The 19,294-nt window shown below is 69.6% G+C and carries 16 protein-coding genes and 3 pseudogenes; 11 read left to right on the top strand and 8 right to left on the bottom strand.

Annotated elements, in window-relative coordinates:
- Nucleotides 1-26: 26 nt before the first annotated feature.
- Nucleotides 27-350, bottom strand: coding sequence for a hypothetical protein (locus ACIQMX_RS39405; protein WP_363076901.1), 324 nt, complete (start codon nucleotides 348-350; stop codon nucleotides 27-29).
- Nucleotides 351-829: 479 nt separating this feature from the next.
- Nucleotides 830-1,559: pseudogene (locus tag ACIQMX_RS39400) on the bottom strand (transposase); the annotation flags it as partial.
- Between ACIQMX_RS39400 and ACIQMX_RS39395 the strand changes: the two are divergent.
- Both ACIQMX_RS39395 and ACIQMX_RS39390 read left to right on the top strand, forming a co-directional pair.
- Nucleotides 1,552-1,986 (top strand): annotated as a pseudogene (locus ACIQMX_RS39395) (transposase); the annotation flags it as partial. The pseudogenes ACIQMX_RS39400 and ACIQMX_RS39395 overlap by 8 nt on opposite strands.
- A 216-nt stretch (nucleotides 1,987-2,202) precedes the next feature.
- On the top strand, nucleotides 2,203-2,937 hold the full coding sequence (locus tag ACIQMX_RS39390; protein WP_363076903.1) for a glycoside hydrolase family 16 protein: 735 nt from the start codon (nucleotides 2,203-2,205) through the stop codon (nucleotides 2,935-2,937).
- Between the two features lie 65 nt (nucleotides 2,938-3,002).
- On the opposite strand, the gene ACIQMX_RS39385 is transcribed toward ACIQMX_RS39390, so the two are convergent.
- The gene (locus ACIQMX_RS39385) at nucleotides 3,003-5,432 is read right to left on the bottom strand and encodes a glycoside hydrolase family 32 protein (protein WP_402485694.1); all 2,430 of its coding nucleotides are present in this window, start codon (nucleotides 5,430-5,432) and stop codon (nucleotides 3,003-3,005) included.
- A gap of 469 nt (nucleotides 5,433-5,901) precedes the next feature.
- Between ACIQMX_RS39385 and ACIQMX_RS39380 the strand changes: the two genes are divergently transcribed.
- The 6 genes from ACIQMX_RS39380 (at nucleotide 5,902) to ACIQMX_RS39355 (ending at nucleotide 12,274) form a co-directional block, all read left to right on the top strand.
- Nucleotides 5,902-6,894, top strand: coding sequence for a sugar ABC transporter substrate-binding protein (locus tag ACIQMX_RS39380; RefSeq protein ID WP_402485767.1), 993 nt, complete (start codon nucleotides 5,902-5,904; stop codon nucleotides 6,892-6,894).
- Nucleotides 6,895-6,934: 40 nt separating this feature from the next.
- Nucleotides 6,935-7,936 carry an ABC transporter permease gene (locus ACIQMX_RS39375; protein WP_402485691.1) on the top strand — a complete coding sequence of 334 codons (1,002 nt, stop codon included), beginning with the start codon at nucleotides 6,935-6,937 and terminating at the stop codon, nucleotides 7,934-7,936.
- Nucleotides 7,933-8,784: an ATP-binding cassette domain-containing protein gene (locus ACIQMX_RS39370; protein ID WP_402485688.1), complete on the top strand. Its 852-nt coding sequence runs from the start codon at nucleotides 7,933-7,935 to the stop codon at nucleotides 8,782-8,784. Before ACIQMX_RS39375 ends, ACIQMX_RS39370 begins: the two co-directional genes overlap by 4 nt.
- A gap of 101 nt (nucleotides 8,785-8,885) precedes the next feature.
- Nucleotides 8,886-9,923: a LacI family DNA-binding transcriptional regulator gene (locus ACIQMX_RS39365; protein WP_402485685.1), complete on the top strand. Its 1,038-nt coding sequence runs from the start codon at nucleotides 8,886-8,888 to the stop codon at nucleotides 9,921-9,923.
- A gap of 157 nt (nucleotides 9,924-10,080) precedes the next feature.
- Nucleotides 10,081-11,028 carry a carbohydrate kinase gene (locus tag ACIQMX_RS39360; RefSeq protein ID WP_402485682.1) on the top strand — a complete coding sequence of 316 codons (948 nt, stop codon included), beginning with the start codon at nucleotides 10,081-10,083 and terminating at the stop codon, nucleotides 11,026-11,028.
- A gap of 16 nt (nucleotides 11,029-11,044) precedes the next feature.
- On the top strand, nucleotides 11,045-12,274 hold the full coding sequence (locus ACIQMX_RS39355) for an ROK family protein (RefSeq protein WP_402485680.1): 1,230 nt from the start codon (nucleotides 11,045-11,047) through the stop codon (nucleotides 12,272-12,274).
- Nucleotides 12,275-12,956: 682 nt separating this feature from the next.
- Here ACIQMX_RS39355 and ACIQMX_RS39350 read toward each other — a convergent pair.
- Nucleotides 12,957-13,535, bottom strand: coding sequence for a sugar O-acetyltransferase (locus ACIQMX_RS39350; protein ID WP_402485677.1), 579 nt, complete (start codon nucleotides 13,533-13,535; stop codon nucleotides 12,957-12,959).
- Between the two features lie 230 nt (nucleotides 13,536-13,765).
- On the opposite strand from ACIQMX_RS39350, the gene ACIQMX_RS39345 reads away from it, so the two are divergent.
- Entirely contained in the window at nucleotides 13,766-13,888 is a 123-nt protein-coding gene (locus ACIQMX_RS39345) for a hypothetical protein (protein ID WP_402485675.1), read from the top strand.
- On the opposite strand, the gene ACIQMX_RS39340 is transcribed toward ACIQMX_RS39345, so the two are convergent.
- Nucleotides 13,878-14,849, bottom strand: coding sequence for an oxidoreductase (locus tag ACIQMX_RS39340; protein ID WP_402485673.1), 972 nt, complete (start codon nucleotides 14,847-14,849; stop codon nucleotides 13,878-13,880). The genes ACIQMX_RS39345 and ACIQMX_RS39340 overlap by 11 nt on opposite strands.
- Nucleotides 14,850-14,904: 55 nt before the next feature.
- Here ACIQMX_RS39340 and ACIQMX_RS39335 point away from each other — a divergent pair, with 55 nt between their 5' ends.
- The gene (locus ACIQMX_RS39335; protein WP_402485670.1) at nucleotides 14,905-15,327 is read left to right on the top strand and encodes a MerR family transcriptional regulator; all 423 of its coding nucleotides are present in this window, start codon (nucleotides 14,905-14,907) and stop codon (nucleotides 15,325-15,327) included.
- Nucleotides 15,328-15,603: 276 nt separating this feature from the next.
- Here ACIQMX_RS39335 and ACIQMX_RS39330 read toward each other — a convergent pair whose 3' ends face one another.
- Nucleotides 15,604-16,599, bottom strand: a complete 996-nt coding sequence (locus tag ACIQMX_RS39330) for an amidohydrolase family protein (RefSeq protein ID WP_402485667.1) — start codon at nucleotides 16,597-16,599, stop codon at nucleotides 15,604-15,606.
- 37 nt (nucleotides 16,600-16,636) lie between these two features.
- A complete protein-coding gene (locus ACIQMX_RS39325; RefSeq protein ID WP_402485665.1) occupies nucleotides 16,637-17,230 on the bottom strand; it encodes a nuclear transport factor 2 family protein in 594 nt (197 codons plus the stop codon).
- A gap of 86 nt (nucleotides 17,231-17,316) precedes the next feature.
- Here ACIQMX_RS39325 and ACIQMX_RS39320 point away from each other — a divergent pair, with 86 nt between their 5' ends.
- On the top strand, nucleotides 17,317-18,198 hold the full coding sequence (locus tag ACIQMX_RS39320) for a LysR family transcriptional regulator (protein ID WP_402485662.1): 882 nt from the start codon (nucleotides 17,317-17,319) through the stop codon (nucleotides 18,196-18,198).
- A 586-nt stretch (nucleotides 18,199-18,784) separates the two neighbouring features.
- On the opposite strand, the pseudogene ACIQMX_RS39315 reads toward ACIQMX_RS39320, so the two are convergent.
- Nucleotides 18,785-19,294: pseudogene (locus tag ACIQMX_RS39315) on the bottom strand (glutathione-dependent formaldehyde dehydrogenase); the annotation flags it as partial.

Raw genomic sequence — 19,294 nt, 5'->3', positions numbered from 1 at the left:
AGGCTAAGCCGCCGTTCATGAAAGCGTCAGCCATCCGAGAGCCATGTCATGAACGGCTCAGACACAGGCACGAAGCTTGCCGTTTGACCTCGGCGCCAGATGAGCCGGGCGAGTGTCTCTGTGGGCCGGCAGAGCCATGCAAGAAACGGGCTCATGACCACGAACCAGTGGACACTGATCCGGCCCTGTTCCTTGTCCAGGATCGCTGGGACCTCATCCCGGTAGACGTAGCGGAGGTAGCGGCGGCGGACCGGCGCTCCAGCCATCAGCAGCACTGGTGAGGCGACAAGGATGGCCAACGGGACCAGGAACTTCGCGGCGGTGAGCTTCGCCTTCTCCTCGTATCGCATGCGCTCAGCCTGTCGTCTAACCTCAACTCCTTGAAGGGGTGGGTATGGATCAGGCGGTCTTCGAGACCATCAGGTACTCAGCTGGGTGCCAGGACTGCGGCGCGGAGTTGGAGTGCTGGGGCGTCCAGGCCCTGGTCCACGGCTCCTTGCGCTGGGACATGGAGTCCAGGTGTTCAGCCTGCGGGTTTGCGATAGCAGACTGCGGCGGTGATCTGCCTTCCGAACTACGGGGGCGGCTGCTGTCCGAGCGGGGACCAGCCCGCCTCCAGGTGGATCCAGCAGCGAGGAACGCTGCGATCATGCGGGTTCTGCGGGCAGAGCTGGGCATAGGTCTGGTGGAAGTCAAGACCCTGCTGAGGGAGGTCTTGGCGGGAGCCCACTCGGGCACGATGCCTGAGATGGAGTTCCTGGCCCGCAAGCTGCGGGCGTCTGGCGTCGATGCTGTTGCCGCTCGGCCGTAGAGACCATGAGCTGGCTATTCAGCTGATTCTCCGGGGTTTCGTGCCGACCTTGCGGTGCGCTGGGCGGGTGTATGCCTCACCGGTGGCGAGGACGCGTCCGACGTCGTAGCGGGTGGCGGGCCGCTGGTTCTTCGAGCCGAGCGGTCGGCCGGGGCCGGGACGGGTGGGTTTCGGTGCACCGGCTGGCGTGCCGGTCTTCGCCCGCAGGTTCCTGAACCCCCGCCGAACCCGGGCCGGGGTGAGTCTGTTCGGTTCCGCCGGCCGCTCCCACGGCCGTCGGAGGTCGCGCGCGAGCGGGCGGGCGGGCGAGACGAAGCTGAGCGTGCGCGGCCAGGACGAGCCAGGTCCAGCGGTCGGCGGCCTGCGAGTCTCGCAGTTTCGGGCGGGTCCAGCCGAGCGTCTGCTTGAGCAGCCGGAATGTGTGTTCCACATCGAAGCGCCGGAGGAACGCCTGCCGGCATCGGTCGACGTCGTCGGTGCTGGCGCCGGTGCCCGACCACCACAGCCAGACGGGCTTGTTCACCCCGCCGCCGGGCAGTTTCGCGACCGTCAGGCGGATCACGGTGCCCTCGATGATCGGCAACGGGCCCTCGTGGTCGAGCCACGCGGCCCTGCGGGTGAGCCGTGGGTGGAGCCGGTCCCAGGCTTGGACGGTCGCGGTCCCGTATCGGTTGGTGTTGGTGACGGTGACCGCAGTGGCCTCTCCCCATGTGGCCGGGTCGCCGAAGACGGACTCGCCTCCGTGCTTGGATCCCACCATCGCCGAGCCGTCGAAGAATTACCGCTACTCGACCAACCACCAGGTCGTGATCGAAGCCGACACTCGGCTCATCGTCGCCGTCGGCCGGCCGTTGCCGGGTAACCGCTACGACTGCAAGGCGTGGGAACTTTCCGGCGCGAAGGACGCTGTCGGCAGGACCACGGTCCTTGCAGACGGCGGCTACCGGGGCACCCGTCTGGTCATCCCGCACCGCCGCGAGCGCGGTCAGACCGAACTCCCGGCCTGGAAAGAGGAACACAACGCCTCTCACCGCAAGGTCCGCGCCCGGGTCGAGCACGTCTTCGCCCGGATGAAGGGCTGGAAGATCCTGCGTGACTGCCGCCCGAAAGGTGACGGCGTTCACCACGCCATGCTCGGCATCGCTCGCCTGCACAACCTCGCCCTGGCCGGGTAACGGAAAGTGGGTGGTCAAGAAGCACACCCGTAGATCATTTACGGGACGGCCCTTACCAGCACATCCTGAGTTCAGCTTCCTAACGCAGAGGCCGCGCACTGCGCCGACCCTTGTCAACTGACGAACGGTCTCCTAGTCTCCCGCGTCAAGCAGCTCATGGAATCGCTCCCACCGGCCCTTGTCCCCCCACCCATTCGTCCAAGCAATGGAGCCGTGATGACCGACATGCCTCACATGCCGAGCCGCAGGCGCATACTCGGTGCCGCACTGGCCGTGCCGCCCTCACTGATGCTGGGTGCGCAGAGCGCACGGGCCGCCTCCTGGGGCGCGCCCGTGGGCGTCAGCGCGTGGAACAAGATCAACGGAAGATGGACCGCCAACAACGAGCTGGAGACGTACACACCGGACTGCGTCTGGTACGAGGGCGACACGCTGATCATCAAGGCCTACAACGCCGGAGGCGGCGTGTACTACTCGGGCCGCGTGGAGTCGTCGTCGCTGTACGGGTACGGCACGTACAGCTTCACCGCGAGCATGCCCAACGGTCAGGGCCTCCTGCCCGCCGTGTGGGCGGCGTTCCTCAACCCCTGGCTGCCCGAATTCGACGCGGCCGAGATCGTGGGGCAGAACCCGAACGTCGTCTACCAGACCAACCACGACGTCAACAACGCCCAGCAGCAGTTCTCCCGGACCAACGCGTCCGGCTGGACCAACGCGTTCCACACCTACTCGTTCAGCTGGTTTCCCGACCACATCGACTACGCGGTGGACGGCGTCATCTCGGGCACCACCTGGTACACCTCACCTCCAGGGACCGGGATGCACTTCATCGCCAACATCGCGGTGGGCGGTGACTGGCCGGGCAACCCGGACGCCTCCACCTGGGCCACCGCCGACGGCGCCCGGTACCTCAAGCTCTCTTCCGTGACCCACACGCCGTACAACCCCTGACAGGCGCCGTCGGGCCCCCGGCAGGTGCGCCGGGGGCCTGCTTGCGGCCCGCTCGGGGGAAGTGGTCAGCCGATCCTGAGGTGCTGCGCCACGATGTTGCCGTGGTACGCGTTCACCCCGAACCGGCCGCTGCGGTAGGTGCCGTCGGTGATGTCGATGACCGGGGAGGCGTCGTCGCCGAGCCACACCCGAATCCGCTCGCCCTCGGCCCGCACCTTCACGTGGTACGTCCTGCCCTCGGTGATGGTGGTGTCGTGGGTGGCCAGATCCTGGCCGGGGCGCCAGAGCTTCACCTGGCCCTTGGTGTCGAGGGTGGCGGTGTACCCCTCGCCCTTGTCGTTCGCGCGGAACGTCAGCCCGGTGGCGGTGCCGTTGGTGACCGAGAGGTCGCCCTCGTAGGTGAAGTCGTCACCGGTGCGCTCGCTCAGATAGAAGCCGTCCCCCGTGGAACTGCCGTGCAGCCCGTCGGTGGCGGTGGTCCATCTCCCGGCCGTGGGAGCCCACTTGGCCGTCGTGAAGGCGTCGAACCCCGCGCCGCCGGTATTGAGGTTCTGCAGCGTCGCGGTGCCGTTGAAGACGTTGGCGCCGTAGCGGCCGCCGGTGTACGTGTCGTCGGTCGCGTCGATGACGGGGTCGGTGCCGTTGTCCAGGAAGACCCGGATGCGGCTGCCCTCGGTGGTCACCTTGAGATGGCGGGTGCTGTCCGCGGCGACCGGCGTGCTGTACGTGGCGATGTCGAGGCCGGGCCGCCAGAGCTTGACCTTGCCCTCCTTGTCGACGTTGACGGTGTAGCCCTCGCCCTTGTCGTTGGCGCGGAAGGTGAGTCCGGCCGCCTGGGCGGTACCCAGGGACACATCGCCCTGATAGGTGCCGTCACCGGCAGTCCGCGTACTGAGGTAGAAGCCGTTGCCGGAGCCCCGGCCCTGCTTGCCGCCGGACACATCGGTCCAGCTGCCGCTGACGGCGTTCCACCGGTCGCCCAGATCGGTCTCCAGCGTCGACTGTCCGGTGCCCCAGCTGGAGTTCAGCCGGCGGAAGACGGCGCTTTCGAGCTTGGCCGTGCCGCCCTGCGCATACAGCCGGATGCCCTGGCTGTCGGCGGCGGAATCGAAGTTGACGTTGTCCGACAGGGAGTACCGGCCCCCGTCGGCGAAGACCTCCAGCTGCCCGCGGTCCACGAGCAGGCGCAGCTTCAGCTTGCCGTTCTGCAGACCGACCGGGTGGCCGTCCAGGGTGCCCGCTCCCTTGTCGTAGACGACCGTGCGGTCGGCGCCGTTGTCGCTGCGGACGTGCAGGCCGAACGCGATCCGCTTCGCCGTGGACTTGGCCACGTCGACCGTGGCGCTGAGCTCGTACGTGTCGGCCATGACGCCCTTGAAGGGGTTGGCGCCGCCCTCTGTGACGTTCTGCTTCTTGTACTCCTTGCGGCCGGAGGCGAGGGACGACAGCGCGTCGACCGGGGTACGGGTGATGCGAGGGCCCTGCGGCGTGCTGACCAGGCCGAGCTCCGCGGGGAAGGTGGCGTTGCCCGTCCAGGTGGTGCCCACGTTGCCGCCCTGCCAGGCCATCTGGACGATGCGGCCGTCGGGGGCGTTGTTGAAGGTCTGGGCCGCGTAGAAGGTGCCGCCGGCGTGGTTGCTGCCGAAGTCCATCAGCTGCGGCTCGGCCCGGTCCGCGTGGAAGCCCGTGCCGTCGAAGTCGCCGACGACGTAGTTGCCGGAGGCGGTGGTCAGCACCCACTTCTTGCGGTTCGGGTCGCCGTCGACCGGGATCTGGAACAGGTCGGGGCACTCGAACAGCCACTGAGCGGAGTACCGGCTGGAGTGCGTCCAGTCGAGCAGGTTGGGCGAGGTGTAGATCTCGACGCCGTTGCCGTGGTCGTCGCCGTCGTTCTCCGACCAGACCACCATGACCCACTGCTTGTGCGCTGCGTCCCAGGTCACCTTGGGGTCGCGGCTCTGGACCGGGATGTCGATGCGCTTGCGGCCCTTGTCGTACGCCTGGAACGTCTTGCCGTTGTCGTTGCTGTAGTAGACGCTCACGCCGTCGGTGTTGGCGAAGACCACGATGGGGTCGTCACTGCCGGTCCTCAGCCCCGAGGTGTTGTCCTTGTCGACGACACCGCCGCCGGAGAACAGCGTGCCGGGGTGGACGTCCGGCTCCAGCGCGATCGGCTTCTGCGTCCAGTGGACCATGTCCGTGCTGGTCGCGTGGCCCCAGTGCATGGTGTCCCAGGCCAGCCCGTGCGGGTTGTGCTGGTAGAAGAAGTGGTACTCGCCGTTGGCGTACACCAGGCCGTTGGGGTCGTTCATCCAGCCCTGCTGCGAGCTGAAGTGGAACTGCCCCCGGTAGGCCTCGGTGTAGGTCGTGGGCTGGTAGGGGAACTCGGGGTAGTTGCCCACCTCACCCGCGGAGGCCGGCGCGGCCGACAGCACGGGGGTGAGGCCGAGCGCCAGGGCGATCACGAACGCCTGGGCTCTGCGACGTACACGCATAACTCTCGCTCCGGTTCTGCCAGGACATGAGGGTCGAGGCGGCAGTGGCGTGGCGGCCAGCGGCGATGTCAACGCTGACACGTGAACTGCGAACGATGATGTGTGGCCGGTATCCGACCGTCAACACGCGGGACACAAGGCGGAATTAATCCGGCGAACGGCCCGGGGTGGCCGGATGATGCCGGATGTGTCGATCGGGAGTTTTTCCGTGACGAACTTGGGGTCGTTGAAACCGTTTTGGCCATCGCTTCACCCGGCGTGCGGCACTCATCGGCGGTACCGGCCGGACGGCGTCCCGGAATTATCAGCGGCTTCGCCATTGACGCCGGGCATCCGGCCGTCCAACATCCTCGGTACGAGCCGCTGTCAGCGTTGACATTCCGTCCCCCGCAGCGGCTCACCCGTCCGTGGCCGCACCGGCCCGCGCAACCCTCACCCCTGCTCACAAGGAGCCGTCATGCCCCGAAGAATGCTCTCCGCCACGGCCGTCACCGTCACCGTGTGCGCCCTCACACTGACGGGCTGTGGCTCCGGCTCCGGTTCCTCCGGGAAGGACGGCGGTGAGGTGAAGGTCGGCCTGATCACCAAGACCGACACCAACCCCTTCTTCGTCAAAATGCGCGAGGGCGCCCAGAAGGAGGCCGAGAAGGAGGGCGTGAAGCTCACCACGGCCGCCGGCAAGTACGACGGTGACAACGCCGGACAGGTCACCGCGCTGGAGAACATGGTCTCCTCCGGCGTCAAGGGCATCCTGATCACCCCCAACGACTCCAAGGCCATCGTGCCCGCGCTGCAGAAGGCCCGCGCCAAGGGCGTCCTGGTCATCGCGCTCGACACCCCGCCCGAGCCGCAGGACGCCGCCGACGCGCTGTTCGCCACCGACAACGTCAAGGCGGGCAAGCTGATCGGCGCCTATGCCAAGGCCGCCATGCAGGGCAAGGACGCCAAGATCGCCACCCTGGACCTCGCACCCGGCGTCTCCGTCGGCGTCCAGCGCCACCAGGGGTTCATCGAGGGATACGGCATCACCGACGAGGACCCCGCGCTGGTGTGCGCCCAGGACACCGGCGGCGACCGCGCCAAGGGCCAGACCGCGATGGAGAACTGCCTCCAGAAGGCCCCCGGCATCAACCTCGTCTACGCCATCAACGAGCCCGCCGCCCTGGGCGCCTACACCGCCATCAAGGCCAAGGGCCGCGAGAAGGACGTCATGATCGTCACCATCGACGGCGGCTGCGAGGGCGTCGCCGCGGTCAAGGACGGGAAGCTGGCCGCCACTTCGCAGCAGTACCCCCTCAAGATGGCCGCCGACGGCGTCGCCGCGATCGTCGACTACGCCAAGACCGGCAAGAAGGCCAGCGGCTACACCGACACCGGTGTCCAGCTCATCGCGGACAAGGCGCAGTCGGGCGTGGACTCCAAGGACGCCGGCTTCGGCATCGACAACTGCTGGGGCAAGTGACCCCGATGACCCTGACCCCCCAATCCGCCCGGAGAGGCCGATGACCACCTCAACCGCCTCCGCGCTGTACTCCGGCGCCAAGGAACCCACCCCGCTGCGCCGCATCCTGACGGCGCCCGCGGCAGGGCCGTTCGGCGCCCTGATCCTCGCCTCGTTCGTCTTCGCGCTCAGCAGCGACGAGTTCCTGAGCGGCGGCAACTTCTCGCTGATCCTGCAGCAGGTGATGGTCGTCGGCACCCTGGCGATCGGCCAGACGCTGATCATCCTCACCGCCGGCATCGACCTGTCGGTGGGGGCCGTGATGGCCTTCGGCGGGATCGTGATGGCGAAGCTCGCCGTCAGCAGCCCGCTGCCCGCGCCACTCGCGATCCTGGCCGGCGTCCTGGTCTGCGGGGCCTTCGGACTGGCGAACGGGCTGCTCGTACGGCTCGTACCGCTCCCGCCGTTCATCGTCACGCTGGGCATGCTCAACGTCGCCTTCGCGCTGACGCACATCTTCTCCGAGGAGCAGACCGTCACCGGTCTGCCCCACTCACTCACCGGGCTCGGGGAGACCTTCCCGCTGGGCACCACGGACGTCACCTACGGCTCGCTGCTCACCGTCGTCCTCTTCCTCGGGTTCGCCTACGCACTCGGCAACACCGCCTGGGGACAGCACGTGTACGCGCTGGGCAACAGCTCCGAGAGCGCCCGCCTCAACGGCATCCGCGTCTCCCGGCTGACGATCTCCCTCTACACGGTCGCCGGCCTCGTCTACGGCATCGCCGCCCTGCTCCTGGTCTCGCGCACCGGCGTCGGCGACCCGCAGGCCGGCCAGACCGAGAACCTGGACAGCATCACCGCCGTGGTGCTGGGCGGCACCAGCCTCTTCGGCGGGCGCGGCACGGTCCTCGGCACCTTCGTGGGCGTCCTGATCGTCGGCGTCTTCCGCAACGGACTCCAGCTGCTCGGGGTCTCCTCCGTCTACCAGACCCTGGTCACCGGCGTGCTGGTGATCCTGGCCGTGACGATCGACCAGATCTCCCGGAAGAAGGGCCGATGAACACTCTCGACAAGAGCACCGCCACGGTCACGCCCGTGCTCAGCGCACGCAACCTGGTCAAGCGCTACGGGCATGTCACCGCGATCGCCGGCGCCGACTTCGACCTGATGCCCGGCGAGGTCCTGGCGGTCATCGGGGACAACGGCGCCGGGAAGTCCAGCCTGATCAAGGCCCTGACCGGCGCGGTCGTCCCGGACTCCGGGGAGATCCGGCTGAACGGCGAGCCCGTCCGGTTCTCCGGCCCCCAGGACGCCCACGAACACGGCATCGAGACCGTGTACCAGGACCTCGCGGTCGCGCCCTCCATGGACATCGCGTCCAACATGTTCCTGGGCCGCGAACTGCGGCGTACGGACATCCTCGGCCGGGCGCTGCGGATGCTCGACAAGAAGACCATGCGGGCCCGGGCCGCCGAGCACATGGCGGAGCTGAAGATCGGCCTCGGCTCGCTGACCCAGCCCGTGGAGACGCTGTCCGGCGGCCAGCGCCAGGCCGTCGCGGTGGCCCGGGCGGCCGCCTGGGCCAGGAGCGTCGTGGTCATGGACGAACCCACCGCCGCGCTCGGCGTCAAGGAGTCCGCCCAGGTACTCGACCTCATTCGGCGCGTGCGCGACAAGGGCATCCCGGTGATCCTGATCAGCCACAACATGCCGCACGTCTTCGAGATCGCCGACCGGGTCCACGTACACCGGCTGGGCCGGCGGGAGGCGGTGATCAAGCCGTCGGACCACTCCATGGCGGAGGTCGTGGCGATCATGACCGGCGCCCTGCGGGTGGAGGCCGACGGGGCGACGACCGTGGCCGACTCCCGGGCGGCGGACGCCGTCGGCATCCGGCACGACGACTGAAGCCGCCGTCACCCCCGCACCGTATTCTGTCGACCTGTCCTCGGTCGGCCCGGGCACCCCGCGCCCCGGCCGAAAGAGCCTCAACACGGAGAAACCTGGCCATGGTCTCACCCCGCCGCCCGACTCTTGCCGATGTCGCCCAAGAGGTGGGCGTGAGCGCCAAGACCGTCTCCCGAGTGCTCAACGAGAACGGCCCCACCTCCGAGTCGACCCGGGCACGGGTCCTCGAAGCGGTGAGCAGGCTCGGCTTCCAGCTCAACCCCATGGCGCAGAGCATCCGCAGCGGCGGGCCGGACACCACCGTCGGTCTCGTCATCCCCGACCTGGCCAACCCCTTCTTCGGCTCGGTCGCCAGCGGCATCGAGGCCACCGTCCGCGATCACGGACTGACCCTCGTCATGGGCTCCTCCGGGGACGACCCGGAGCGCGAGACGGACCTGACCCGGTCCTTTCTCGCCCGCCGGGTCAGCGCGCTGATGGTGGTTCCCTCCGTCGGCGCGGACCACGGCCATCTCAAGCGGCACCGCGCCCAGGGGCTCCCGGTCGTCTTCATCGACCGCCCCGGGCACGGACTGGCCACCGACACGGTGGTCAGCTCCAACCGCAAAGGTGCCAGGGAAGGCACCGCGCACCTGATCGCCCACGGCCACCGCCGCATCGGCTTCATAGGCGACCTCCCGCGCAGCCTGTACACCCGCAGCGAGCGCCAGGCGGGATACCGGGCGGCCCTCGCCGAAGCCGGCATCCCGTACGACCGTGTCCTGGTGGGTGAGGCGCACGACGAGCACGGTGCGGCCGAGGCCCTGTCCCGGCTGCTCGCCCTGCAGAGTCCGCCCACCGCCGTGGTGAGCGGGAACAACGTCATGACCCTGGGCACCATGGCGGAGCTCGGGCGGCCCGGCCGCGACCCCGTGGCCGTGGTCGCCATCGACGACGTGCCGATGGCGGAGCTGCTCACGCCCGCGCTCACCGTCGTCGCCCAGGACCCGGTCACCATCGGGCGCGAGGCGGGCGCCATCGCACTACGGCGGCTGGGCGGGGACCACTCGCGCCCGCGCACCGTCGTCGTGCAGAACCGACTGATCCAGCGAGGCTCGGGCGAGCGCAGGTACGCCGCCGCCCAGGAGCTGCCCAGCTGAGACGCGGGCCGGGCCCGCCGCGCCCGCCGTACCCAACCGGCAGGGAAGCGACTCCCGTACGCGCGACCGTTCCGGCCGCGCGCCGACCACCGGCGTACAGGGGGCGGTTCAGCACGCCGCCCCGCGCGCCGGCACGCACATACGAGGAAGGCCGAGCGTGATCGTAGTAGGCGGAGAAGCACTGATCGACCTGGTACCCGCGGCCGGTGACGGAGCAGTTGGCAGCGGCCTGCCGCTGATGCTCCCCAGACGCGGCGGCGGACCGTACAACACGGCGGTCGCCCTCGGGCGGCTCGGGGCCCCGGTCGCCTTCTGCTCCCGTGTCTCGACCGACGTGTACGGAACCGCGCTGACCGAGGGCCTCCAGAAGGCCGGTGTCGACACCTCGCTCGTCCAGCGGGGACCGGAGCCCACGATGCTCGCCGTGACGGCGATCGGCGACGAGGGCTCGGCTGCGTACACCTTCTACCACCGGGGCACCGCGGACCGTCTCTTCACGGCCCCCGACGCCCTGCCACCGCACACCCGGGCTCTCGTGCTGGGCACCTGTTCACTCGCCCTGGAGCCGACGGCGAGCGTCTACGAGGGCCTGCTCCTGCGGGAGTCCGGCAGGGGCGTGTTCACGGCGCTCGACCCCAACATCAGGCCGGGCGTCATCGACGACCCCGACGCCTATCGGGCTCGCTTCCGGGGCTGGCTCCCCCATCTGTCGCTGCTGAAGGTGTCGTTCGAGGACACGGTGTGGCTGTCCCGGTGCGCGCCCGACGAAGCCTCGGTGCTCGACGCCGTGCGTGCCTGGGCCCGCTCGGGTCCGTCCGCGGTCGTCCTCACCGGTGGCAGCACCGGACTGTGGGCGGTCACCGCCACCGGCGACACACTCCATGTACCGGCCGCCCCTTGCGAGGTCGTCGACACGATCGGCGCCGGCGACACCGTCTACGCGGCCCTGCTCGACGGACTCCACCGCAAGGACGCGCTCCGGGCCGGTGCCCGGCTGAGCCGCGACGAATGGGATGACCTGCTGACCTTCGCCGCCCGCGCCGCAGCCGTCACCTGCTCCAGGAAGGGCGCGGACTCCCCCCACCGAGAAGAACTCCTCGACTGACCAGGAGCGCACCGAAATGACCGCCCCGCAAGGGCGTGCCGACCGGCTGCCGAACCACGCGAGCCCTCCGGCACACGCCCCCAGGAAGCCCAGCAGCAAGGAAATGGTCCTGCGGCTGGTGTCGCACCACGGCTCGGTGACCCGCGCCCAGCTGATGGACCTCAGCGGGCTGCCCCGGACCACCGTCTACGACGCGGTGGCCACCCTCGTCGACAGCGGTGCGATCACCGCCGCACTCGCCGCCGGGGACGGCCGGGGCCGCGGCCGTCCGGTCGAACGGCTGAGCCTCAACCCCGGACGCGCCCAGTTCCTCGGGATCGAGTTCACCCGACGGGCCACCCGGGTCGCCCTGGCGAACGACGCCTGCCAGCTGATGGGTGTCCGGGGCGCCGAGGAACCGGGCACGGCCGACTGGCAGGAGCGCGTCCGCACGGCTCACCGCCTCGCCGTCACCCTGGCCGGGGGCGCCCTGGGCCCCGGAGCGGTGAAGGGCGTCGGCGTCGGCATCGGCGGCCCGGGCACGGTCCCGCGCCCGGGACGGCCGGCCCGCCCCGGCCCCGAGGTCGAGGTGGCTCAACTGGTCCGCGAACGCTTCGCCGCCCCGGTCCGCGTCGAGCGCGGCTACCGGCTCGCCGCCCTGGGCGAGGCGACCTGGGGTGCGGCGGCGGGCGAGCCGGACCTGCTGTCCGTGTCGCTGTCCCGCGAGGTCGGGGGCGGCCTGATCCAGGCGGGCGCTCTGCACCGGGGTCTCTACGCCACCGCCGGGGAGCTCGGCCACGTCAACGTCGAGCGGGAGGGCGGGAGGCCGTGCCATTGCGGCGGTCGCGGCTGCCTGGAAACGATCGCCTCCAGCCAGGCGGTCCTCGACCGCTACCACGCCTGCGGCGGTCTGGCCTCGGACATCGCCGATCTGGCCGTGGCGGCCCGTAACGCCGAGGAGGCGGCCTGCAGGGTGCTGGCCGAGACGGGGCGCGCGGTGGGCGGCGTGCTGGCCGCGCTCGCCAACACGTTCGCGCCGGCCGTCATCGTCATCGGCGGCGCCCTGACCCGTACCGGCACGGCCCTCATGGATCCGCTGAAACGCGAGCTCCACGAACTCGTCGTGCCCGCCGTACGCCCCCACATCAGCCTGCGCGCGGCGGCTCTCGGCACCACGGCGACCGCCTGCGGAGCCGTCGCCCTCGTCGCGAACGCGACCGGCGTGCGCATGTCGCCTGCTGCTGAGGTTCCTTCAAGTGCCGTGTGAGGGCGTCGGGGAGTGCGTGCAGAGGCCGTCCTCAGTTGGCTCGGAGTCCTCTTGCCCCACCTGAACCACTCCCCCTGAGACCCATCCGTCCACGTGTGCGCGTGTCCACGTGTGCGCGTGTCCAGGTCAACGGGGGAGCTTCAACCGTGCCTTGGCCCAACGGGACCCCCATGCCCTCGGTGACGAAAGCGCCCGGCCCATACGGACAACGCCCTTGGTGGTGCCGCGTCTTTCTTCGTAGCGCTCGATCGCCTCCCGTACCGATCGGGGCAGTGGTACTTCCCGGGACTCCCCCGCTTCGCGGTGCTTCGGCTTCGCCGGCTTCAGCGTGTGGGAGTGGATCTGCTCGCCAACCGCTACACGTCCTGGGTCACGACGTTGTCGACGTTCGCCACCGGCGCCGTTCCGTTGCCCGGACCGCACCCCGCCATCACGGCGATCTCCGGCGCCGGATCCTCATCGGCGACGGTCGCAGGCCGGCCGGCGCGGGCACGTCCGGGACACGTGCTGACCGTTTGCTGACCGGATGTCCGGGAGCAGCCGGCGGCTGTTGGTCTTCTGCGAGCAGAAGCCGCTTGCGACCGGCTGCGGTCGCCGCTGACGCGCTTGCAGCGGGACCGCAGCCGGTCGCGCTGGACGGTCACACCACGCAACTCGAAGTCGGCATCGGTCCAGAGGACAGTCAGCGTTCTGAACCGCCGACGGTTTCGGACGGTGTCTTGAGCCGTCGGCGTTCGACCACGCTCGTGCCCGTCACCACGCTCATCGCCGGTACGTCTTGCGCCACCACGGAGCCGGCTCCGACCACGGAGCCCCGACCGATCGTCACTCCGGGCGTGATCGTGGCGGCAGCCCCGATCCAGACATCGTCCTCGATCACGATGGGGGCGTGGGTGATGCCGTCGTAGCGCTCATCGAGTTCGACCGGGTGACCGGCGGTGCTCAGGGTCACCCCGGGGCCGATCAGGGCCCGGTCACCGATCGTGATCCCGCCAAGGTCGAGGAAGTAGCAACCCTGGTTGATGAACACCTTCTCGCCGAAGGTGGCTCCGAGGCCGTAGTCGCAGTAGAACGGCGGCAGAATCGTCAGGGAGTCGGGGAGAGGGCTGTCGAAGATCTCTCCCAGCAGCGTCTTCCTCGCGTCGAGGTGGTCGAAAGGGAGGGTGTTGAGACGCGCCGTCAGTGTCATGACGAGCTGCACGCGTTCCGCGAAGGCCCGGGACTCGGGCGTGCGACTGCGGATGCGTTGTTCGTTGCGCATGGGATCGGTGCTCCAGCTGCTGAGGCGTCGGGGCAGGATCTCCGTGAGTGATACGTGTCGCCCCCGGCGATCCCTTGGAAACCAGTGGGTGTGCAGGTAGGCATTACAGCTTCGCGGTCTCCGCCACGCAAACAACCCTCTGCGCCATGGAAACAACCATCTGTTGTGCTGATTGGGTCCTGTGCGGGAACTCCTGACAGGACCTGGATCCCCTGTTCCCTTGGCCTCGGATGACGGAACGCCGGAGGTCTCTGCCCGGCGCGGCCGTGATCGGCCCGGGGACGGTCCTCACCCTGCTGCCCGCCGTCGCGGCGGGCAGCAGGGCAGAGGCGGAGCGCGGCTTCACCGAGTGATCGGGGTGGCGCCGGTCGCGGCGAGAGACAGGTCCCAGAGCCGGGTCGCCTCGTCGGGATCGATGGCGTAGGCGCGGACGCCGCCGTCGTCCATAGGGGTGCCGAGGGCGGAGACGCGCGCGATGTCGCAGTCCTCCAGGTAGAGGCCGCCCCGGTGGTCGAGGAGTGGGGAGGTGGCGGCCCACAGGCCGGTGGCGGCGCCCTGGGAGGGGGTCTTGAAGCCCTCGCCGATGACATGGCCGTGCTCGTCCACCCAGCCGCGGTCGATCTGTTCCTTCAAGGCCATCTCGCGCTGGAGGCCGGTGATGATCTTGCCGGGGTGGAGGGCGAAGGCCCGGACGCCGTCGCCTTGCCCGATGGCGTCGAGGTGCACGGTGAACAGTGCGTTGGCCGTCTTGGCCTGGCCGTAGGCCAGCCACTTGTCGTAGCCGGTACGGAAGTGCGGGTCGTGCCAGCGGATGCCGGTCAGGGTGTGTCCGGCGGAGCTGTTGACGACGACGCGCGCGCCGTCCGCGGCGGCCAGGAGGGGATAGAGCTCGCAGGCGAGGGTGAAGTGCCCGAAGTGGTTGGCGGTGAGCTGGCCTTCCCAGCCGGGCCCGACGCGCCGCTCCGGGGTGGCCATGACGCCGGCGATGGCCATCAGGACATCGATCCGGTCGAGCCGGTCGCTCAGGTCCTCGGCGGCTGAGCGGACAGTGGCGAGGTCGGTCAGGTCCATGGGGATGACCTCGCAGTTCTTCATCTCCTCCAGAGCGGAACGGGCGGCGTCGGGGCGGCGGGCGGGAACGATGACACGGGCTCCGGCGGTCGTCAGCGCCAGTGTGGTGGCCAGGCCGAGCCCGGAATAGCCCCCGGTGACCACGGCGGTCTTTCCGGAGAGATCGAGGCCGGCCACGATGTCCTCGGCGGTGGTGGCGGCAGAGAAGGGCGAGCCGAGTGACTGCTGATCAGTAACGGTCATGCCGAGGACGCTACGATCTAGAGCGAGGTCTAGATCAAGCCAAGGGGTGAGCGGGATGGCGACCAGCGAGGCTGCCGCGCAGCCGCTGAGCATCGGCGAGGTGGCCGAGCGCACCGGGCTGAGCGTGCACGCGCTGCGCTTCTACGAGCGCGAGGGCCTGCTCGTGGGGCCCGTCCAGCGCACATCGGGCGGCCGACGGCGCTACACCCCCGTCGACGTCGAATGGCTGCTGATCTGCGTCAGACTCCGCGAATCCGGCATGCCGCTCGGCGACCTCAAGCACTTCGCCGAACTGGTACGCCACGGACCGGGCAACGAAGCGGAACGCCTGCACCTGCTCGATACCCATCGACAGCGCGTCGACGCACAGATCCAGGCGCTGGAGGAGTGCCGGTCCGTCATCACCTGGAAGGTAGCCGTCTATACCGAGCACCTCGCCCGCGGTGCGGCCGACGGACTCTGGGCCCCGACCGCCTGAAGCCACCTCCTCGGGTGCGGTGCGCCGGACATGGAGCGACGAGCCCCGCGCACCGCGGCTGCACGGACATGCCCTGCCATGAGCGTCAACAACGTCGCCGCCGAACCGGCCGGCGCCGGCGTCCAGGATTTTCGCGGCCCGTTCCATGAGTCGAAGAAGCCGCCGGGGTGCGCCTGTTCACGGCCGCAGCCGAAGTGGGCGTCCTCGCCGTCCTTCTGGACGGGCCCCGCGCTCGGAAAGCGGCCCCCGCCTCTGACCGCCTTGCTTATGGGGCGGTCAGAGGCGCAGGAGTCGTTCGGCGTTGCGGTGGGCGATGTCGTGCTGGGCGTCTTCGGAGAGTCCGGAGCCGGCCAGGAACGCACGGGATCCGGCATTGCCCACGAACGGGTAGTCGACCGAATAGATCATGCGGTCGGTGCCGAGGAGGTCCGTGCAGAAGCGCAGGTGTGGGACGGTGAACATGCCGCTGGGTGTGTAGTAGGTGTTCTGTCGGACATACTCGCCGATGGTGCGGTCCAGGCCGGTGGCCTTGCGCGGGAGGGCTTCGTCGAGACGGTCCAGGTACCAGGGGACGGCCTCGCCCCAGTGACCGAGGATGAACTGCAGCTCGGGGTAGCGGTCGAAGACACCACTGAGCACCAGGTGGATGAAGTGAACGCCGGACTCGTTGTGCCAGCCCCACGCCGCGGTCGCGAACCGGGTGGCGACGATCTCGTTCAGCCCCGCCTCGTAGTTGTCGGCAGCGGTGACGCGGCTCGGCGGAGCGGGATGGAGGTAGACGGGAACGCGCAGCTCGGCAGCGGTGCGCAGAATCGGGTCGAACCGCTCGGCAGAGAGGAACTCGTCGTCGGTGCGGCCGTGGATGAGGGTGCCGACGAAGCCCAGTTCCTCGACCGCGCGCCGTAGTTCGTCCGGGGCGTGCTCGGGGGCGGTGGTGGGCAGTGACGCGAAGGCGGCGAACCGGTCGGGCCGGCGTACACAGGCGGCTGCGAGGCGGTCGTTGACGTCGCGGACCAGCTCCGGTGCCACGTCGGCGGGCAGGTACTGGGTGGTGAGGTTGGAGAGCACCTGCATGTCGATGCCGTCGGCGTCCATGGCGGCGATCCGGCCCTCGTCCACGTCTTCCAGCACCTCGGCCGACGGGCTGTACGGCAGACCGCTCGCCGGGGCGAAGGACGCTCCGAATCCAGGACTGACGCCTGCTGTCCGGGCGGCGGACGCCTTGGCCACACCGGTGTGCAGCGTGTGTTCCTCGATCGTGATCAGTTTCATCGCGGTCCTCTGGACTTCTCGTTCGCGGCGGTGGCCGTCACTTGCCGGCCTGCTCGCCCAGCCAGGCGAGGGCGGACTCCTTGATGTCGCGCTCCAGGTCGCTGCCCTTCGTCGCGAAGACCCGGCTCACCGGGAATCCGCTGGCCTCCAGCAGGTAGGCGAGAGCGGCGTACTCGCGCGGGTACCGAGCAACGGTCTCCGCGTCCACTTCGACGATCCCGGCGGGGAAGGTGAAGGTGCCGAAGTCGTAGACGCTCTTGCGGTCGCTGATGCGCCACACCCCGTCCCGCTTCTCCAGACGGTCGATGAACCGGTTGTGGCCGTCGCAGCCGAGGCGCAAGTCGATGTTCTCGCCGATGATGACGGCGTTGGTCTCGCTGACAGCGCGGACACCGTCAGCGGAGAAGGTCACCACCGGGGCGGTGATCAGGTGCTTGGTCCGGAAGGCGGAGGCCCCCATCCGGGCGGAGGCGTCCACGAACTCGTACGCCCGCCCCTCGAACCAGGTGATCTCGATCCGGCCGTCGGGGTGGAAGAGGCCCTTCAGCCGGTCCCACTCGCCCAGGTCCCGGTGGATCCACCCGGTCATGAGGTCGGCGATGTCCTGTCGATCCTGAGATGTCACGTTCATGCGTCCAGCGTGCGGCCGGCGCAGCGATAGGTCCAACCGAAAGATACGATCAACCAATCGTCAGGAACGATGAACAGGAGTGGACGGTGGAGCTGCGGCACCTGCGCTATTTCGTCGCCGTCGCCGACGAACGGCATTTCGGTCGGGCCTCCACCCTGCTGCACGTCACCCAGTCCACCCTCAGCGCCCAGGTCCAGGCACTGGAGCGGGAGGTGGGCGGCCGCCTGTTCTCCCGTACCAGCCGACGCGTCGAGCTGACCGAGGCCGGTGAACTGCTGCTGCCTGAGGCCCGCAGAGCCCTGGCACAGGCCGACCGCGCCCTCCAGGTGGCCCGGGAGTCGGTGCACGGCGAGACGGGGACGGTCCGGATCGGCTTCGCCGGCGTCGCCGTCCTCCAGGGCGTCCTCTCCGACGACCTGCGCGACTTCCACCAGGCGCATCCCCGGGTCGGTCTCGCCCTGACCGAACTGCCTCCGGCCGCCCAGATCCAGGCGGTGCGCGACGGCGCGCTCGACCTGGGGTACTGCCCCGACCTGGGCCTCGGCGACACCGACGGCCTGCACGTCATTCGCCGCGCACCCACCCCGCTGTCCGTCGCCCTGCGCTCCGACCATGAACTGGCGTTCGCGCCCTCGGTGACCACCTCCACCCTGGGCGCCCACGATCTCATCGTCTTCGCGAGCAGCGAGGAGGACGAGACCGTCCTCTCCCGGCTCTGGCCCGCCGCCGCGGAGGAGGACCACTCCCGGGTCCGCCTGGTCGGCAGCACCCTCGGCGCCCTCGCCCTCGCCCTGGCCGGAACCGGCGTGGCCCTCGTCCCCACCGCCACGGAGCGCATCGCCCTGCCGGGCCTCACCTACCGCCCCCTGCACGGAGCGCCACCGGGACCGGACCTGCTGGTGCTCGGCCGACACGACGAGACCTCAGGGGCTGTCCGCGCCTATCTCGGCGGCATCCCCGCGCCATGATGCCGCCGCCATCAGGAACACGTCGTTCGCCTCGCGCTCCCATGGTGACCCTGACTCCGTCGTGGCCACAGTGCCGTACGGTCGCGCCGGAGTCCTGACAGTGTCCGGCGGAGGAGGGGGTCCGCTCTCCGGGCCGGAGCCAGAGGGAGTCGGCCTGGCTGTCAGGCGGGATCCAGCCCTGGCGGAGGAGCGCCTCACGGACGGTTCCCGTGCGACGATCGATTCGCCGACCCGTTCCATCGGTTCGGTCCGCCGGTCGAGCGAGGCGATATCGATGTCGCTGAAGGCGTCCGCCGTGCCCGATGCCAGCGAACCGATCAGCTCCGCATGCGAGCCGGGGCAGTACCTCTCCAGCGCGATGCGCACGCCGGCGGCCAGGACGGCACGGTCGGTCCCTCTCGCCATGACGCACACCGTAGTCCGCCCCCGCATCACGCAAAGCGTTCTCGGCAGCACCCGGGAGAACAGCAGCCCAACCAGGTGATCGTTTCCGGTGACGGCACAAGCTGCCCGCCACGGCCTCGTCGGCACGCGAATGCGCCGGAGGAGCAGACGGCGGGGCGCCAAGCGATCAGAGCCCCGGCCCTCAGGGCCGCAGGAGCGTCTTGACCATCCCGTCAGCCTTCTGCTGGAAGGTCTTGTACGCCATCGGGGCCTCCTCCAGGGACAGACGGTGCGTGGCGAAACCGTCCACGCCCAGCGGATCGTCGTCGACCAGCAGCGGCAGGATCTCGGGCACCCAGTGCTTGACGTTCGCCTGGCCCATCCGCAACTGGATCTGCTTGTCGAACATGGTGAGCAGGGGCAACGGGTCGACGGCGCCGCCGTACACGCCGGAGATGGAGATCGTGCCGCCCCGGCGCACCACGTCGATGGCGGTGAGGAGGGCGCCGAGGCGGTCGATGCCCGCACGCTCCATGAGCTTGCGGGCCGCCGCGTCCGGAAGAAGGCCGGTGGCCCACTGGCTCGCCCTGCCGATCGGCGCGCCGGTCGCGTGGGCCTCCATGCCGACGGCATCGATGACCGCGTCGGTTCCGCGTCCGCCGGTGAGGTTCCGGATCGCCGCCGGAAGGTCCTTCCCGTAGTGGGCCAGGTC

The organism is Streptomyces sp. NPDC091416 (genome assembly GCF_044756845.1).
Classification (GTDB): Bacteria; Actinomycetota; Actinomycetes; order Streptomycetales; family Streptomycetaceae; genus Streptomyces.
The sequence above is the reverse complement of the archived record's forward strand: the minus strand, read 5'-3'. Positions and strand labels throughout refer to the sequence as shown.

Bases quoted from the DNA above. Each gene is read 5' to 3' on its own strand.
- ACIQMX_RS39405 (WP_363076901.1), bottom strand. From the start codon at position 350: ATGCGATACGAGGAGAAGGCGAAGCTCACCGCCGCGAAGTTCCTGGTC.
- ACIQMX_RS39390 (WP_363076903.1), top strand. From the start codon at position 2,203: ATGACCGACATGCCTCACATGCCGAGCCGCAGGCGCATACTCGGTGCC.
- ACIQMX_RS39385 (WP_402485694.1), bottom strand. From the start codon at position 5,432: ATGCGTGTACGTCGCAGAGCCCAGGCGTTCGTGATCGCCCTGGCGCTC.
- ACIQMX_RS39380 (WP_402485767.1), top strand. From the start codon at position 5,902: ATGCTCTCCGCCACGGCCGTCACCGTCACCGTGTGCGCCCTCACACTG.
- ACIQMX_RS39375 (WP_402485691.1), top strand. From the start codon at position 6,935: ATGACCACCTCAACCGCCTCCGCGCTGTACTCCGGCGCCAAGGAACCC.
- ACIQMX_RS39370 (WP_402485688.1), top strand. From the start codon at position 7,933: ATGAACACTCTCGACAAGAGCACCGCCACGGTCACGCCCGTGCTCAGC.
- ACIQMX_RS39365 (WP_402485685.1), top strand. From the start codon at position 8,886: ATGGTCTCACCCCGCCGCCCGACTCTTGCCGATGTCGCCCAAGAGGTG.
- ACIQMX_RS39355 (WP_402485680.1), top strand. From the start codon at position 11,045: ATGACCGCCCCGCAAGGGCGTGCCGACCGGCTGCCGAACCACGCGAGC.
- ACIQMX_RS39350 (WP_402485677.1), bottom strand. From the start codon at position 13,535: ATGCGCAACGAACAACGCATCCGCAGTCGCACGCCCGAGTCCCGGGCC.
- ACIQMX_RS39345 (WP_402485675.1), top strand. From the start codon at position 13,766: ATGACGGAACGCCGGAGGTCTCTGCCCGGCGCGGCCGTGATCGGCCCG.
- ACIQMX_RS39340 (WP_402485673.1), bottom strand. From the start codon at position 14,849: ATGACCGTTACTGATCAGCAGTCACTCGGCTCGCCCTTCTCTGCCGCC.
- ACIQMX_RS39335 (WP_402485670.1), top strand. From the start codon at position 14,905: ATGGCGACCAGCGAGGCTGCCGCGCAGCCGCTGAGCATCGGCGAGGTG.
- ACIQMX_RS39330 (WP_402485667.1), bottom strand. From the start codon at position 16,599: ATGAAACTGATCACGATCGAGGAACACACGCTGCACACCGGTGTGGCC.
- ACIQMX_RS39325 (WP_402485665.1), bottom strand. From the start codon at position 17,230: ATGAACGTGACATCTCAGGATCGACAGGACATCGCCGACCTCATGACC.